This window comes from Nocardia albiluteola (assembly GCF_018860155.1).
Taxonomy (GTDB): Bacteria; Actinomycetota; Actinomycetes; order Mycobacteriales; family Mycobacteriaceae; genus Nocardia; species Nocardia albiluteola.
Genome location: NZ_JAHKNI010000030.1, coordinates 46337 through 65058 on the forward strand (window position 1 = coordinate 46337; position 18722 = coordinate 65058).

2 protein-coding genes are annotated in these 18722 nt (G+C 71.7%); both read left to right on the forward strand.

All coding sequences use genetic code 11. The features are described 5' to 3' along the window. Positions 1-33 precede the first annotated feature (33 nt). The gene (locus KO481_RS42200; RefSeq protein ID WP_215924318.1) at positions 34-14208 is read left to right on the forward strand and encodes a type I polyketide synthase; all 14175 of its coding nucleotides are present in this window, start codon (positions 34-36) and stop codon (positions 14206-14208) included. A gap of 15 nt (positions 14209-14223) precedes the next feature. Next, positions 14224-18722 (forward strand): type I polyketide synthase (locus KO481_RS42205; protein ID WP_215924320.1); only part of this gene is annotated, 4499 nt, incomplete at its 3' end.

The window sequence follows — 18722 nt, forward strand, 5'->3', positions numbered from 1 at the left end:
CAGTCCGTTCGAAACGACAGGTGGTTGTGCGCAATGGCGCAGGAGGACAAGCTCTTCGGCTATCTCAAGCGGGTCACCGCCGATCTGCAGCAGGCGCGTGCGCGGGTGTCGGAGCTGGAGAGTCGCGACCGCGAGCCGATCGCGGTCGTGGCGATGGCGTGCCGATTTCCCGGCGGCGTGGATTCCCCGGAGTCGCTGTGGAACCTGGTGGCCTCCGGCGGGGACGCGATGTCGGCCTTTCCTCAGGATCGCGGGTGGCCGCTGACCGACCTGTTCGCCGATAACCCGCAGGGTCCGGGGGCCTCGGTGGCCCGGGAGGGCGGATTCCTGCACGATGCGGCGGAATTCGACGCTGCCCTGTTCGGCATCTCACCCCGCGAGGCGCTGGCCATGGATCCCCAGCAGCGGTTGCTCCTGGAAACCTGCTGGGAGGCCTTCGAACGCGCGGGCATCGACCCGACTTCGTTGCGCGGCAGCCGGACCGGCGTCTTCACCGGAGTCATGTACAACGACTACGCCGGCCGCTTCACCCACGCCCCCGAAGAAGTCGCCGGGCACCTCGGCAACGGCAGCGCGGGCAGTATCGCCTCCGGCCGCCTCTCCTATACCTTCGGGCTCGAGGGCCCCGCGATCACCATCGACACCGCCTGCTCCTCATCCCTGGTCGCTGTGCATCTGGCCGCGAAGGCACTGCTCGACTGCGAATGCGCGATGGCCCTGGCCGGCGGTGTGACGGTGATGTCCACACCCCGGACCTTCGTCGAATTCAGCCGCCAAGGCGGACTGGCCCCCGACGGCCGATGCAAGGCTTTCTCCGACACCGCCGACGGCACCGGATGGGGCGAGGGCGCCGGACTCCTTCTCCTGGAACGACTCTCCGACGCACAGCGCAACAACCACCCCGTCCTCGCCATCATCCGCGGCTCGGCTGTGAACCAGGACGGCGCCTCCAACGGACTCACCGCACCCAACGGACCCGCACAGCAGCGAGTGATCCGCCAGGCCCTGGCCAACGCCGGATTCCAGCCTCCGGACGTCGACGCCGTCGAGGCCCACGGCACCGGAACCACTCTCGGTGACCCCATCGAGGCCCAAGCACTTCTGGCCACCTACGGACAAGACCGCAGCGAACCATTGTGGCTGGGCTCGGTGAAGTCGAACATCGGCCACACCCAGGCCGCCGCCGGAACCGCCGGCATCATCAAAATGATCATGGCCATGCACCACGGCCTGCTCCCCCGCACACTGCACGTCGACAAGCCCACACACCAAGTCGACTGGACCGCAGGCAAAGTTCAGCTCCTCACCCTCAACACCCCCTGGCCGGACAACGATCGCCCCCGGCGCGCGGCGGTCTCCTCCTTCGGCATCAGCGGCACCAACGCCCACATCATCCTCGAACAACCCCCCACCACCGAACCCGACACCACCGAACCGGACCACGCTCCGGTGCCGTGGGTCGTCTCGGGACACACCCCGGCGGCCCTACGCGCCCAAGCAGCAAGGCTCGCAGAGTATTCCGGAAACGATGTATCGCCGCGGGACCTCGGCTATTCACTCGCGGTTACCCGTGCCCCGCTGGCCTACCGCGCCGTCATCGCCGACGGCGACCTCGACGCGCGGCGACGGGGGCTGGCCGCGCTGGCCGACGGCCGGACCCCTCCGCAGGTATTCACCGGTCACGACTCCGGCAGCGGTGTGGTCATGGTGTTCTCCGGACAGGGCAGCCAGCACCCCGGCATGGGACACCGGCTCTACAACACCTACCCTGTCTACTCGGAAGCATTCGACACTGCCTGCGCCGCGCTGGATCCCCATCTCCCCCAACCACTTCGAGACGTAATCTTCGACGACGAGACCGACCTGCTCGAGAAAACCCGATACACCCAACCCGCCCTGTTCGCACTCCAGCTCGCTCTGTACCGACTCTGGGAATCCTGGGGCATACACCCCACCACACTCATCGGCCACTCCATCGGCGAAATCACCGCGGCGCACATCGCGGGGGTCCTCACCCTCACCGACGCCGCGACACTCGTCACCGCCCGCGCCGGGCTCATGCAGTCGCTGCCCGGCGGCGCCATGGTGGCCGTAGACGCCACCGAACACGAAATCCAGCCTCACCTGGAAGGATTCACCGACACCGTCGGCATCGCCGCAATCAACGGCCCCACATCACTGGTCCTCTCCGGCGACCATGCCGCACTCACCACGATCACCCAGCGGCTCACCGAACATCGGACACGTTGGCTCCACGTCTCACACGCCTTCCACTCCCCAGCGATGGACCCCATCCTCAGCGAATTCCGTAACACCATCGCCACACTCACATTCCGGCCACCCACCATCCCGATCATCTCCACCGTGACCGGGCAACCAGCCGACCACGCCACCCTCGCCGACCCGGGCTACTGGGTCCGCCACGCCCGCGACACCGTCCGCTTCGCCGACGCCCTCGAACACTCCGCCGCCGCGATCCACCTCGAAATCGGCCCCGGCGCAACGCTCATCACCCACATCCACGGCGCGGCGATCCCCAGCCTGCACCCCGACCGGCCCGACACCGAGGCACTGGCCACCGCGCTGGCACAGCTCGTCGCGGGCGGCGTCCGCCCGGACTGGCGACGCTACTTCTCCGGAACCGGAGCCCGGCCGATTCCCCTGCCCACCTACGCTTTCCAACGTAACCGCTACTGGCTCGACGGCCCCGCCGCGCCGACCTCGGCCAGCGGCGGCGACACGGACTTCTGGCACGCGGTCGAGCGCGAGGACCTCGACGCCCTGACGGCCATGCTGACGAACGGCGAGGCGAACCCGCGGGAGGCCCTGGCTCCGGCACTGCCGCTGCTGTCGGGCTGGCGACGCGAGCAGGCGGCCCACGACACCGTCGATTCGTGGCGATACCAGGTCGTCTGGCGACCGCTCGCCGCACCCGTTCCGGCGCCGGCGAACGACGGGCATTACCTGATCCTCGTTCCGGCCGACCACGACGAGAGTCCCGCCATATCCGCCGTCCTGCGCGCGCTGCCGCCCGATGCCGTGCGAATCTCGTGCGGCGACAAGCACACTCGCGACGAGTTCGCCGAACTGCTCGCCCGGCATCGGCCGGCGCGGGTCGTGTCCCTGCTGGCGCTGGGCTCGGCCGCCGCGACCCTGTCCCTGCTCCACGCCTGTGCGGATGCCGAGCTCGAGGGCTCGCTGTGGTGCCTGACGTCCGGAGCGGTATCCATCGGTCGCGCCGACCGCCTGCGGGATCCCGATCAGGCCGCGGTATGGGGGTTGGGGCAGGTCGCGGGCCTGGAATATCCACGCTGGTGGGGCGGGCTCATCGACCTGCCGGAACGGATGGACGATCGGGCCGCGGCGCGGTTCGCGGCGATCCTGTCCGGGCAGTGGGCCGAGGATCAGCTCGCGGTGCGTCCCTCGGGCGTCTTCGCGCGGCGGCTGATCCGCGCCCCCGGCACCGCCGGGAGGCCTCGGTGGTCCACCGCGGGCGCCGCGCTCGTCACCGGCGGGACCGGGGCGCTGGGCGGTCACGTCGCGCGCTGGCTGATCCGTTGCGGCGTCCGGCATCTCGTACTCACCAGCCGACGTGGCATCCAGGCTCCGGGCGCGAGCGAGCTGCGCGCCGAACTGGAGCGGATGGCGCCCGGCGTCCGGGTGCGCATCGAGGCCTGCGACATCGCCGACCGCGCGGCGCTGGGCCGTCTGCTCGACGGCATGGACACGCCGATCACCGCGGTATTCCACACCGCGGGCGCGGGCACCGCGGCACCGCTGCGGGACACCGATCCGGCGTTGCTCGCACACGCCTGGGACGGCAAGGCACGCGGCGCGCGAAACCTCGACGCGGCGTTCGCCGACCCGGCACTGGACGCCTTCGTCCTGTTCTCGTCGGGTGCGGGTGTCTGGGGCGGCGCGGGGCAGGGCGCCTACGCCGCCGCCAATGCCTATCTGGACGCGCTGGCACAAGCCCGGCGCGACCGCGGCCTGCACGCCCTGGCCATCGCCTGGGGAACCTGGGCCGGCGGCGGCATGGCCGCCGCGGACGGTGCCGGAGAATCGCTGCGCCGCAGCGGTTTACTCCCCATGAACCCCGGGCTGGCGGTGACCGCGATGAGCCGGGCGCTCGACCACGGCGACACCGCCGTGACGGTCGCGAACATCGCGTGGGACATCTTCGCCCCCATGCTGAGCGCCGCCCGACCCCGTCCCCTGATCGGCGACCTCGCCGAGGCTCGAGCGGCGGTGCACGGATCACCCGCCGACAGCGGCGAGCACGGACTGCGCCGGCGACTCTCCGGAACGACCGACGCCGAACGTGCCCGCCTCCTGCTCGACCTGGTGCGCGAGGAGGTCGCCGCGGCGCTCGGACACTCCTCGCCGGACCAGGTGTCATCGCGAGCGGCGTTCCGCGACATCGGCGTCGACTCCATGATCGCGGTGCAGCTGCGCAACCGGCTGCAGACGGTGACGGGACTTGCGCTGCCCACCACGCTGGTGTTCGACCACCCGTCGCCGGTGGCGCTGGCGGCCCACCTCGAACACGAGCTGCTGGGCGCGCCCGCCGCGGCGGATCCCACCGGCGAGTCGGTGCGCGGTGACGACGATCCGGTGGTGATCATCGCGATGAGCTGCCGCTTCCCCGGCGGCGCCGATTCCCCAGAGGCGCTGTGGGATCTGGTCGCCGACGGCCGCGACGCGGTGTCGGAGTTCCCCGCCGACCGCGGCTGGGACATCGACGCGCTCTACGATCCGGACCCCGACAGCCCGGGCACGTCCTACGCCCGGGAGGGCGGATTCGTCTCGGAGGCTGCCGAATTCGACGCGGCGGCATTCGGGATCTCCCCCCGGGAGGCGCTGGCGATGGATCCGCAGCAGCGACTGCTGCTGGAGACCTCCCAGGAGGCCTTCGAACGCGCGGGGATCGCCGTGGATACGGTGCGGGAGAGCCGAACCGGCGTCTTCATCGGCGCCGCCACCTCGCACTATGCGACGCACGACGCCGGGCACGGCACGGAGGGCTATCTGCTCACCGGCACGGCGACCGCGGTGATATCGGGACGGATCTCCTACACGTTCGGGCTCGAGGGGCCCGCCGTCACCGTGGATACCGCGTGTTCGTCGTCGCTGGTCGCCCTCCACCTGGCCGCGCGGGCGCTGCGCGGCGGCGAATGCTCGCTCGCGCTCGCCGGCGGGGTGACCGTGATGTCGACGCCCGCGGCATTCGTGGAATTCAGCCGCCAACGGGGCCTGGCCGCCGATGGACGATGCAAATCCTTCGCCGCCGCCGCGGACGGGACGGGCTGGGCCGAGGGCGCGGGAGTCGTTCTGCTCGAACGGTTGTCGGACGCGTATCGCAACGGCCACCCCGTGCTCGCGGTGCTGCGGGGCTCGGCGGTCAACCAGGACGGCGCCTCCAACGGACTCACCGCACCCAACGGCCCGGCCCAGCAGCGAGTGATCCGCCAGGCGCTGGCCGACGCGGGAGTGCGGGCCGCGGAGGTGGATGCGGTCGAGGCGCACGGCACCGGTACCCGGCTGGGCGATCCCATCGAGGCGCAGGCGCTGCTGGCCACGTACGGCGGCGACCGGGAGCGACCGCTGTGGCTGGGTTCGATCAAGTCCAATATCGGGCACACCCAGTCCGCCGCCGGCATCGCGGGCGTGATCAAGATGGTCATGGCGATGCGTCACGGCACGTTGCCGCGCACGCTGCACATCGACCGGCCCACCCCGCACGTCGACTGGACCTCCGGGGCGATCGGGCTGCTCGTCGACCAGCAGCCGTGGCCGGACGGCGCGCACCCACGCCGGGCGGGGGTGTCCGCATTCGGCGTGAGCGGCACGAACGCGCACGTGATTCTCGAACAGTGCCCGCCCCCAACGCCTTCCGACCGGGTTCCAGCGCTGCCACCGGCCGTTCCGTGGCTCCTGTCGGCGCACGACACGGCCGCGCTGACGGCCCTGGCCCGCCGCCTCGCCGATCGCCTGCCCGTCGATGCCACCGTGCTCGATGCCGGGTATTCGCTCGCGACCGCCCGCAGCGCGCTGCCGGAGCGGGCGATCGTGGTCGGCGGCGATCCGGACGAGCGCAGGCGAGCACTCCGGGCGTTCGCCGACGGGCACGCCGCGGCGAGCATCGTGGCGGGTCGTGCGGGCGACGGCGAGGTGGTGATGGTGTTATCCGGGCAGGGCACCCAGCGCCTCGGCATGGGAGCCGAACTCTACGACGCCTACCCGGTCTACGCCGGCGCTTTCGACGCCGCGTGCGCGGAACTGGATCGTCATCTCCCCCAACCACTTCGGGATGTGGTGTGCGGCGACGATCCGGAACTGCTCGATCGCACCGAATACGCCCAGCCCGCCCTGTTCGCCCTGCAGGTCGCGCTCTACCGGCTGTGGGAATCCTGGGGTGTTCGTCCCGCCGCGATGACCGGCCACTCCGTCGGCGAGATCGCCGCCGCCCACCTCTGCGGAGTCCTCACCCTCACCGACGCAGCCACACTCGTCACCACCCGCGCCAGGCTCATGCAGTCACTACCCGGCGGCGCCATGATGGCCGTCGACGCCACCGAACACGAAATCCTGCCCCACCTCGAAGGATTCACGAACACCGTCGGCATCGCCGCCATCAACGGCCCCACATCGCTTGTCCTCTCGGGCAATCGCACCGCCCTGGCGGCGATCACCGAGCGGCTCACCGGATACCGGACGAGGTGGCTCCGGGTCTCACACGCCTTCCACTCCCCCGCGATGGACCCCATCCTCGACGAGTTCGGCCGGGTCGTCGCGCGGCTGTCGTTCTCCGCGCCGGGGATAACGCTGCTGTCCACCGTCACCGGCAGGCCGGTCGACCGTGCCACGCTCGCCGATCCGGACCACTGGATCCGCCACGCCCGCAACACCGTTCGCTTCGCCGACGTCATCGCCCACCTCGCCGGGCGGAATCCTACGTACCTCGAGATCGGTCCCGACGGCGCGCTGACCACCCACCTCCCCGGTACGGCCGTCGCCTCGCTGCGTCACGACCGCCCCGAAGTCCAGGCCCTCGTCCACGCCCTGGCCCGGATCACCGTCAACGGCACGAACCCCGACTGGCACAGCTATTTCGCCGGCACCGGCGCGCGCGGCACGAACCTGCCCACCTACCCGTTCCAGCGCCGACGCTACTGGCTCGACCCGGACGAGCGCTCCGGCGCCCCGAGCACCGTGGCGGACACGGCCGAATCCCGGTTCTGGGACGCGATCGAGCGGGAGGATCTGCCCGCGCTGTCGCGGGCGGTGGGCGGCGAGGAACAGGCGCGGCTGTCCGTCGCGCTGCCCGTGCTCGCCGACTGGCGGCGCCGGCGGCGCGCACAGTCGCTGACGGATTCGCTGTGCTACCGCATCACCTGGACTCCGCTGTCCCCCACGCTGTCCCGGCTCTCCGGCGTCTGGCTGGCGGTCGTCGGCGCCGCACAGCGGGAGCGTCCCGAGGTGGCGGCGGTGTGCGCCGCCCTGCGCGCGGGTGGCGCCGAGGTCCGGGTCGCCGAGGCCGCCGAGATCGGCGATGTCTCCGGCATCGCGGGCGTGGTCTCGCTGCTGGCACTCGACGAGCGGCCCGACCGGGCGGATCCGGTGCTGTCGCACGGTCTGGCCGAGACCGCCGCCCTGATCACGGCGATGCACCGCGACGGGGAGAGCGCGCCGCTGTGGTGCCTGACCCGCGGCGCCGTCTCCATCGGCCGCGCCGAGCCGTTGCGCACTCCCGCCCACGCACAGTTCTGGGGCATGGGGCGCGCCGTCGCGCTCGAATGGCCGCACGGCTGGGGCGGACTCATCGATCTGCCCGCGACGATCGATGCCCGGGCACTGTCCCGGTTGCCGGGGCTGCTGGCCGACCCCGCGGGTGAGGATCAGCTCGCCCTGCGCGCCTCGGGCGTCTTCGCCCGCCGTCTCGCGCATGCGCCGCAGCGCGTTTCGCCGGACGCTCCATGGGCGCCGCGCGGCACGGTGTTGATCACCGGTGGCACGGGTGCGCTGGGCGCGCATGTCGCCCGATGGCTGGCCCGGCGCGGTGCGGAGCATCTGCTCCTGGTCGGGCGCCGCGGACCGCAGGCGCCCGGCGCCGCGGCGCTGGAGGCGGAGCTGTCGGCGGCGGGAGCGGAGGTGACCGTCGCGGCCTGCGATGTGTCCGATCGCGCGGCGGTCGCGGAGCTGCTGGCGGCGGTGCCGCCGCATCGGCCGTTGACCGCGGTCGTGCACGCCGCCGGCATCGGCCAGCTGAAACCCCTGGCGGACACCGGAATCGACGAATTCGCGGATATCGTGCGAGCCAAGACGGCCGGTGCGACGCATCTCGACGAACTGCTCGGCGATCGAGAACTCGACGCGTTCGTCCTGTTCTCCTCCGTGTCCGGGGTCTGGGGCACCGGCGGGCAGACCGCGTACGGCGCGGCGAACGCCCATCTCGACGCGCTCGCGCGCCACCGTCGCGACCGCGGGCTCGCCGCGACATCGGTGGCCTGGGGACCGTGGGCCGGAGACGGCATGGCCCGCGGCGAATCCGGTGCGCACATGCGCCGCCGCGGCCTGGTTCCGCTGCCGCCGGACGTGGCGATGGCGGCGCTGGAGCGGGCGCTGGGCGACGACGACCCCTGTCCGGCCGTCGCGGACGTGCGCTGGGCGGAGTTCGCGCCGCCGTTCGTCTCCGCACGTCCCAGTGCGCTCCTGGCCGGCCTCCCGGAGGCGCGATCGGCGCTCGACGCGCCGATCGCCACCGAAGGCGCCGTCCCGCACCGGTTCTCGGCACTGAGCGGCGACGAGCGCCGGGCTCGGCTGCTGACGGTGGTCACCACCGAGGCGGCGGCGGTGCTGGGCCATTCCGGGGCCGGCGACCTGGCGCCCGACCGGGCCTTCCGCGACCTCGGATTCGACTCGCTGACCGCGGTGGAACTGCGCAACCGGCTCGGCTCTGCGCTCGGCGTCGCGCTGCCCACGACGGTCGTTTTCGACTTTCCGAGTCCGGAACAGCTCGGCGCCCACCTGGCCTCGCTGTTCGGCGCCGAACCGCACGAGGACCGGGAGGTGACCGTCGCCGAGTCCGGCGACCCGATCGCCATCGTCGGCATCGGCTGCCGCTTCCCCGGTGGTGTGCGTGGTCCGGAGGACCTGTGGCAGCTGGTGTCGCAGGGCCGCGACGCCGTATCGGACTTCCCCACCGACCGCGGCTGGGATCTCGCGGCCGGCGCCAGCACCGCCGGCACGGGCGGATTCCTCTACGACGCGGCGCAATTCGATGCCGAGTTCTTCGGCATCTCGCCGCGCGAGGCCCTCGCGATGGATCCCCAGCAACGCCTCCTGCTCGAAACATCCTGGGAGACCTTCGAACACGCGGGCCTGGACCCCCGGTCGCTGCGCGGCAGCCGAACCGGGGTCTATATCGGCGGCAACAGCCAGGACTACGTCTCGCTGCTGCGCGAGGGCGCGGAGGGATACCTGCTCACCGGCAACACGACCAGCGTGGCGTCCGGCCGGATCTCCTACACCTTCGGGCTCGAGGGCCCGGCCGCCACCGTCGACACCGCCTGCTCGTCGTCGCTGGTCGCCATGCACCTGGCCGCGCAGGCGCTGTGCAACGGGGAATGCTCGCTGGCTCTGGCCGGCGGGGTGACGGTCATGTCCACGCCCACCACGTTCACCGAATTCAGCCGCCAGGGCGGCCTGTCACCCGACGGCCGCTGCAAGGCGTTCTCGAGCGCCGCCGACGGCACCGGCTGGGGCGAAGGCGTCGGACTGCTACTGCTGGAACGGCTTTCGGACGCGCGTCGCAACAATCACTCCGTGCTCGCGGTGCTCCGGGGCTCGGCGGTCAACCAGGACGGCGCCTCCAACGGGCTCACCGCACCCAACGGGCCCTCGCAGCAACGGGTCATCCGCCAGGCCCTCGCCGATGCCGGCCTGCGCCCGCGCGACATCGACACGGTCGAAGCCCATGGCACCGGGACCCGGCTCGGCGACCCCATCGAGGCCCAGGCGCTGCTGGCCACCTACGGGCAGGACCGCGAGCAGCCGCTGTGGCTGGGATCGGTGAAGTCGAACATCGGCCACACTCAGGCCGCGGCGGGCGCCGCGGGCGTCATCAAGATGATCATGGCCATGCGGCACGGGATCCTGCCCCGCACACTGCATGTCGCCGAGCCCACGCCGCACGTGGACTGGACCGCGGGTGCGGTGTCGCTGCTGACCGAGAACACCCCGTGGCCGGCCGACGAGCGGCCGCGGCGGGCCGGGGTGTCCTCGTTCGGGGTGAGCGGCACCAACGCCCACCTCATCCTCGAGCAGGCGCCCGCCACCGAGCCCGCGGCCCCCTCGGCCGATCTTCCCGCCCTGCCGTGGATCCTCTCGGGGCGGGACGATGCGGCGGTCCGGGCCCAGGCGGCGCGGCTGGCAGACCGGCTCGCCGAGGGCACTTCGATCACCGACATCGCCTACGCGCTGGCCACCTCCCGGGCCGCACTCGATCATCGCGCGGTCCTGGCGCACGGCGACCTCGACGAACGCCGACGGGCACTCGTGGCGCTGGCCGGCGGCGAGCTTCCCTCCGGAATCTTCGTCGGGGACGGCGATGGCGCGGGAGTGGCGATGGTGTTCTCCGGGCAGGGCAGCCAGCGCCCCGGCATGGGCCGGGAACTCTACGATGCCTACCCGGTCTATGCCGAGGCATTCGACAACGCCTGTGCCGCAATCGAACTTCCGCACCCGCTGCGCGATGTGGTCTTCGGTGACGATGCGGCTCTCCTGGACCGCACGCAGTACACCCAGCCCGCGCTGTTCGCGCTGCAGGTCGCGCTGTACCGGCTGTGGGAGAGCTGGGGCGTGCGCCCCGCGGTCGTGGTCGGCCACTCCATCGGCGAGATCGCTGCCGCACACGCGGCCGGGGTGCTCGGCCTCGCCGACGCCGCCCATCTCGTCACCACGCGCGGGCGGCTCATGCAATCGCTGCCGGCGGGCGGGGCCATGGTCGCCATTGACGCGACCGAGCACGAGATCGGGCCCCACCTCGAACGGTTCGCGGATCTGGTCGGCATCGCCGCCGTCAACGGCCCGAAATCCCTTGTCCTGTCCGGGGAGAACACTGCGCTGACGGCGATCCTCGACGCACTACCCGGGCGCCGGGCCACCCGGCTGCGCGTCTCCCATGCCTTCCACTCACCGTTGATGGAACCCATCCTTGCCGAATTCCACAGCACCATCGCACAATTGACGTTCTCCGACCCGTGGGTGCCGTTCGTCTCCACTGTCACCGGCCGGCCGATCGACGGCGCGGGCCTAGCCGCGCCCGAGTACTGGGTCCGCCACGCCCGCGACACCGTCCGATTCGCCGAGGCACTCGGACACGTCACGGCATCGGCCCATCTCGAGATCGGGCCCGGGGCAGCGCTCGCGCCCCACATCCCGGGTGCGGCGATCGCCTCGCTGCGGGCGAAGCACCCCGAATCCGAGACAATGTCCACCGCGCTGGCCCGGCTCGTCGCCGAGGGCGTACGCCCGGACTGGCAGCGCTACTTCTCGGGTACCGGAGCTCGTCGAGTTCCCCTGCCCACCTACCCATTCCAGGGCACCCGCTACTGGCCCGAGACCTCCACCGAGTCCCGCCGCGCGCTCGATGCCGGGCATCCGATGCTCACCTCCAGCGTGGAACTGGCGCACGACAACGGGGTGCTGCTCACCGCCCGGATCTCCGCGACCTCCCCTCCGTGGCTGGCCGACCACGTCCTCGCCGGCGCGGTCGTCTTCCCCGGCACCGCGTTCGTCGAGCTCGTTAGGCACGCCGCCCACCTGACCGGGCACCGGAGTGTCGAGGAGCTCACGGTCGAGAGTCCGCTGGTACTGCCCGCGGACGGCGCCGTCGAGCTGCAGGTCGCGGTCACCGCGCCGGGCCCGGACGACCGCCGCGCCGTGACCGTCCATTCCCGGCCCGATGCGGAGTCCCCGTGGCAATCGCACGCGGTCGGCGTTCTCGGCGGCGTGCAGGCCCCCGAGCCCTCGTGGTCGCTGAGCGTCTGGCCGCCGTCCGGCGCCACCGCAGTGGACATCACCGATGTCTATACCGAATTCGCCTCCGCCGGGCTCGATTACGGCCCGGCATTCCGAGGGTTGCGGGCGGCCTGGCGGGTCGGCTCGGAGGTGGCGGTCGAGGTGGCACCGCCGCCGGACCGGGAGCCCGCCCCCGGATTCGGCCTGCACCCGGCCCTGTTCGACGCGGTGCTGCACGGCGCGGGCGCCGCCCGGATACTCGGCGCGGACGGCCGGGCACGGGTGCCGTTCTCCTGGGCGGGCGTGACCGTGCACTCCGCGGGCGCCACGGCGCTGCGGGCCGTGCTGTCGCCTCGGGACGAGGACACGATCGCGGTGCGGATCGCCGACGGCACGGGCCGCCCGGTGGCCGAGATCGAGCGCCTGACCCTGCGCAAGGTCGCGGGCGCGCTGCTCACGAGCGGACAGCGGCCACTGTTCGAGCAGGCCTGGATCCCGATCGAAACGCCCGATACGACAACGGCATTCAGCATCCTCGGCGAGGACGGCGGGCCGGATGACGCTACCCACGTCCTGACACTGGTACACAACGGTGACGACCTCGATCCCGCGACGGCGCAGGCGACGACCGCACGGGTGCTCGGCACGCTGCAGGCCTTCTCGGACGAGCGCCCGCTCGTGGTCGTGACATCCCGTGCGGTCGCGGTGGACAACGCTCCCGCCCCGGCGGGCGCGGCGGTCTGGGGATTGGTGCGCACCGCGCAGGCGGAACAGCCGGGCCGGCTGATGCTGGTCGACCTGGACGACGACGAGCGATCGTGGCAGGCGCTGCCCCGCGCATTGTCCTGTGGCGAGCCACAATTGGCGCTGCGCGGTGGCGAGATCCGCGTTCCCCGGCTCGTTCCCGTGCCCGCCGCGGCGGAGCGCACGCCGGACTGGAGCGCCGGCACCGTCCTGATCACCGGCGCCGCCGGCGCGCTGGGCTCGCTCATCGCCCGCCATGTGGTCGAGTCGCACGGAGCACGGAGACTGGTGCTGCTCAGCCGCCGGGGCGACGCACCGGAACCGGCCGGCGCCGAGGTCACGCAGATCGCCTGTGACCTGTCCGATCCGGACCAACTCACCCACACCCTCACCACCACACCCACCCACCCACCACTCACCATCATCCACTGCGCCGGCACCACCCACGACGCCACACTCACCAACCAAACCCCCCAACACCTCCACCACACCTTCACCCCCAAAGCCACCACCGCCTGGCACCTCCACCAACACCACCCCAACACCCGAACCATCCACTTCTCCTCCGCCGCAGCCACACTCGGCTCCCCCGGCCAAGCCAACTACGCCGCCACCAACGCCTACCTCGACGCCCTCACCCACCACCACCCCCACACCACCACCATCGCCTGGGGACCATGGACCACCGGCATGGCACAACACCTCGACACCGCGGACCGCAAGCGGATGACGGACGGCGGCCTCGTCCCGATCGACGAGCAGACCGGATGCGCCCTGTTCGATGCGGCCGTCGCGGCCGGCACACCGAACGTGGTCGCGCTGCCGCTGAGCCGAGAAGCGCTGCGCCGCCGCGCCGCCGACGGACACCTGCCCGCGGTGCTCCGCGATCTCGTGCCGCAGACGGCGCGCGCCACGACCCTGCCGACGGCGCGCGCGCAGTCCCTACGGGACGCCCTGCGCGGTCTGCCGCCCCAGGAACAGCAGGACCGGGTCGCACATCTGGTCCGCAGCCGTACCGCCGCGGTGCTGGGTCACGGTGCCGCCGAGGCGATCTCGATGGATCGCCCGTTCACCGAGCTCGGCTTCGACTCGCTGACCGCCGTCGAGCTGCGGGGCGCGCTCGGCGGGGTCACCGGGCTGCGGCTGCCGGCCACGGTGATCTTCGATCATCCGACACCTGCGGCGCTGCAGCAGCATCTGCTGGCTCAACTGGTGTCCGATCGGCCCGCGGCGCCGGAGGCGATATTCGCCGAGATCGACCGGCTGGAGGCGAATCTCGCACAGGCAGGGCCGCAGTATGCGACGCGGATACGCAGTCGCCTGCAGTCTCTGCTGCGCGCATGGGAGAGCCCGGCCGACGGCGCCGACGTCGACACCGCACTGTCCGCCGCGGACCTGGAAGACATGTTCGACATCATCGACGACGAGCTGGGCTTGTCCTGACGGGAATGGCTTGATGTGAACGAGGACAAGACCCTTCAGTACTTGAAGCGGCTGACCACTGAGCTGCGGGACACCCGGCAGCGCTTGCGCGAGGTACAGGACAGCGGCCATGAACCGCTCGCCGTCGTGGGAATGGCCTGCCGGTATCCGGGTGACGTGCGGACCCCGGAACAGCTGTGGCAGGTCGTCGCCTCCGAGCGGGACGCCATCGGCGCGTTCCCCCGGGATCGGGGCTGGGATATCGACGGGCTGCGGTCCGCACGCTCGGGAGAGGCGGGCGGCAGCGCCACCCTGCAGGGTGGATTCCTCTACGACGCAGCGGAATTCGATGCCGGGTTCTTCGGCATCTCGCCGCGGGAGGCATTGTCGATGGATCCGCAGCAACGGCTGCTGCTGGAGACGGCCTGGGAGGCTGTCGAACGGGCACAGATCGTCCCGGACACGCTGCGGGGCAGCCGAACCGGCGTCTTCGTCGGCATGATGTACCACGATTACGCCTCGCGGCTGGCCCGGATCCCGGACGTCGTCGAGGGATACCTGGGCACCGGCACGTCGGGCAGCATCGCCTCGGGCCGGCTCGCGTACATCCTCGGCCTCGAGGGTCCGGCCGTGACGATCGATACGGCGTGCTCCTCGTCGCTGGTCGCACTGCACCTGGCGGGTCAGGCCCTGCGGCGATCGGAGTGTTCGCTCGCGCTGGTCGGCGGCGTGACGGTGATGGCGAGCCCGGCGCCGTTCATCGACTTCAGCAGGCAGCAGGGCCTGTCCTCGGACGGCCGGTGCAAATCGTTCTCCCGCACCGCCGACGGCACCGGCTGGGCGGAGGGCGCGGGCATTCTCGTGGTCGAGCGCCTGTCGGATGCCCGGCGCAACGGGCATCCGATCCTGGCCGTCGTCCGCGGCACCGCGGTGAACCAGGACGGCCGGTCCAACGGCCTGACCGCGCCGAACGGACCGTCGCAGCAGCGGGTCATCCGGGATGCCCTCCTGGATGCCGGGCTGCGCGCGGATCAGATCGACGCGGTCGAGGCGCACGGCACCGGCACCCGGCTCGGCGACCCCATCGAGGCGCAGGCATTGCTGGCGGCCTACGGGCAGGATCGGGACCGGCCCCTGTGGCTCGGTTCAGTGAAGTCCAATATCGGCCACACCCAGGCGGCGGCCGGCGTGGCGGGCATCATCAAGATGATCATGGCGATGCGGCACGGGGTACTGCCCCGCACCCTGCACGTCGCCGCGCCGAGCACCGAGATCGACTGGGATTCGGGCGCGGTCTCGCTGCTGACCGACCCGATCGCCTGGGACGAGCGGGAGGGCACCCGCCGGGCGGGGGTGTCGTCGTTCGGTTTCAGCGGGACGAACGCACACGTGATCCTCGAGCAGGCGGAGACCGAAATCGCCGGCGACCGCGGCACGGATCCGGCGGTGCTGCCATGGGTCGTGTCGGCGCGCGACGAGGTCGCGCTGCGGGCCCAGGCCGCACAGCTGGCGGAACTCGCCGACGGCGACGCGTCGGTGCTCGATATCGGCTGTGCGCTGGCGACCACCCGCACCGCCTTCGAGGAACGGGCGATAGTGCTGGCGGGTGACCCCGGCGAGCGGAGGCAGGCCCTGGCGGCACTGGCCGACGGGCTGCCCCACCCCGCACTCGTCACCGGCCACGGCTCCGGGGACGGCACGGCGATGGTGTTCTCCGGACAGGGCACCCAGCGGCTCGGCATGGGGCGCGAACTCTACGACGCCTACCCGGTCTACGCCGACGCCTTCGACAGCACCTGCGCGGAACTGGATCGCCATCTCCCCCAGCCACTTCGGGGCGTCGTGTTCGGCGACGACCCGGAACTGCTCGATCGCACCGACTATGCCCAGCCCGCCCTGTTCGCCCTGCAGATCGCCCTGTACCGGCTGTGGGAATCCTGGGGCATCGCACCCACCGTCGTGGCGGGACATTCGATCGGTGAAATCGCGGCCGCCCACGTCGCGGGGGTCCTCACCCTCGCCGATGCCGCGACGCTGATCGCCCATCGCGGCAGACTGATGCGGTCGCTCCCCGACGGCGGTGCCATGGTCGCCGTCGACATCGGCGCGCCCGAGGTCCTCCCCCACCTCACCGGACACGAGGACGTGGTCGCGATCGCGGCGGTCAACGGGCCGAAATCCCTTGTCCTGTCCGGTGATCACACCGCGCTCGTCCGGATCACCGACACGCTGGGCGATCACCGCATCACCTGGCTGCGCGTCTCACACGCCTTCCACTCGCCCCTGATGGATCCGATCCTCGACGAATTCCGCGCCGTCGTCGCACGCCTGTCGTTCAACCCGCCCGCGATCCCGATCGTCTCCACGGTCACCGGCGCGCCGGCCGATCACACCGCCCTCCGCGACCCCGGCCACTGGGTCCGGCACGCCCGCAACACCGTTCGCTTCGCCGAGGCCACCGCGCACCTCACCGCCGCCACTTGCCTCGAGATCGGACCCAACGCCGCCCTGACCTCCCATCTCCCCGGCATCGGCGTCGCCTCCCTGCGCCACGGCAGATCCGAGGTGGAGGCCCTCGCCACCGCCCTGGCGCAGCTCACGGTCCGCGGCGCGAATCCCCGCTGGCACAACTACTTCGCCGGCTCCGGCGCACGACCGGTGCCGGTGCCCACCTATCCGTTCCAGCGACGCCGTTACTGGCTCGAATCCGCCGAATCCACCGGCACGTCCGATCATCCGTTCCTGGACACCGCCATCGGGCTGGCCGGCGGCGACCGGATAGTGCTCACGGGCAGGCTGTCTCTCGCCGCCCATCCGTGGCTCGCCGATCACACGGTGAACGGCCGGGCGTTGTTGCCGGGCACCGCATTCGTCGAACTCGCGGTGCACGCCGCACACCGCGCGAATCATCCGTACCTGGCCGAGCTCACCCTGGATGTGCCGCTGGCGCTGTCCCCGGATACCGCGGTGCACCTTCAGGTTCTGGTGAACGAGCCCGACGCCGACGGCCGCGCGGTGACCATCTTCTCCCGCGCGGCCGACGCCTCCCCGGACGATCCGTGGACCCGGCACGCCGTCGGCCGGCTCACCGCAACGGATCCCGGCGCCGCCGGCGCCGCCGGCGCCGACCTGACGACGTGGCCGCCGCACCGGGCCGAACTGCTGGACACCGATTCCCGATACACCGACCGGTCCGAGCCACGCTACGGACCCGCGTTCCAGGGGCTGCACTGTGCATGGGCCCGGGAGGGTGTGCTGTTCGCCGAGATCGACCTGGGCGACGTCCGGCACGACGACCGTTTCGCCGTTCACCCCGCGCTGCTGGACGCCGCACTGCATCCCCTCGGGCTCGGCCCATTCCTGGACTCCACCGACTCCCCCCTCGTGCCGTTCGTGTGGAAAGGCGTTGCCGCCCACGCGATCGGCGCCCGGCGGCTGCGGGTCCGCCTCACCCGGACGGCGCCGGACGCGGTCTCGCTGCTGATCGCCGACGCCTCGGGACAGCCGGTGCTCGACGTCGCCCGGCTCACGCTTCGTCCGCTGCCCCACGAAGTGGCAGAGCCCGGGGATCTCACCCGTTCGCTGTTCCGGGTGTCCTGGGTACGCCTGGCGCACGGCGCGCCCGCCACCGCGCCGGAGCCGGTCTTCGTGGCGCTGCACCATAACGGCGTGGACGCAGAAACAGCTGCGGCCCAAGCACTCTCGATAGCTCAGGACTGGTTGTCCGACGAGCGATCGGCGACCACCCGGCTCGCGGTGACCACCACCGGCTCCGCCCTGCTCGACAGGGACGCTCCGCCCGACGTCCCGGCCGCGCTGGCGAATGCGGCCGTGTGGGGGCTGATGCGGTCGGCATTGTCCGAACACCCCGACCGGTTCGTCCTGGTAGATGTCGACGAACCGGACTCGTCGTGGCACGCCCTGGTCACCGCCGCCGTCACCGCGGGTGAGACGCAGATCGCCATCCGGCACGGCGAGGCGTACGTCCCGCGGCTGGCACGCGCGACACCGGGCAGGTCCGCGGGTCCGGACTGGACCGCGGGCACGGTCATGATCACCGGTGCGACCGGTGCGCTCGGTGGGCTCGTCGCCCGGCACCTCGTGCATAGGCACGGCGCACGCGAGCTGGTACTGCTCGCACGCCGCCCGATTCCGGCGGATCTGCTGGACGACCTGACGGCCGCCGGGGCGCATGTCGAATCCGTTGTGTGCGATCTGTCCGATCCGGACCAACTCACCCACACCCTCACCACCACACCCACCCACCCACCACTCACCATCATCCACTGCGCCGGCACCACCCACGACGCCACACTCACCAACCAAACCCCACACCACCTCCACCACACCTTCACCCCCAAAGCCACCACCGCCTGGCACCTCCACCAACACCACCCCAACACCCGAACCATCCACTTCTCCTCCGCCGCAGCCACACTCGGCTCCCCCGGCCAAGCCAACTACGCCGCCACCAACGCCTACCTCGACGCCCTCACCCACCACCACCCCCACACCACCACCATCGCCTGGGGACC

Bases quoted from the DNA above. Each gene is read 5' to 3' on its own strand.
- KO481_RS42200 (WP_215924318.1), top strand. From the start codon at position 34: ATGGCGCAGGAGGACAAGCTCTTCGGCTATCTCAAGCGGGTCACCGCC.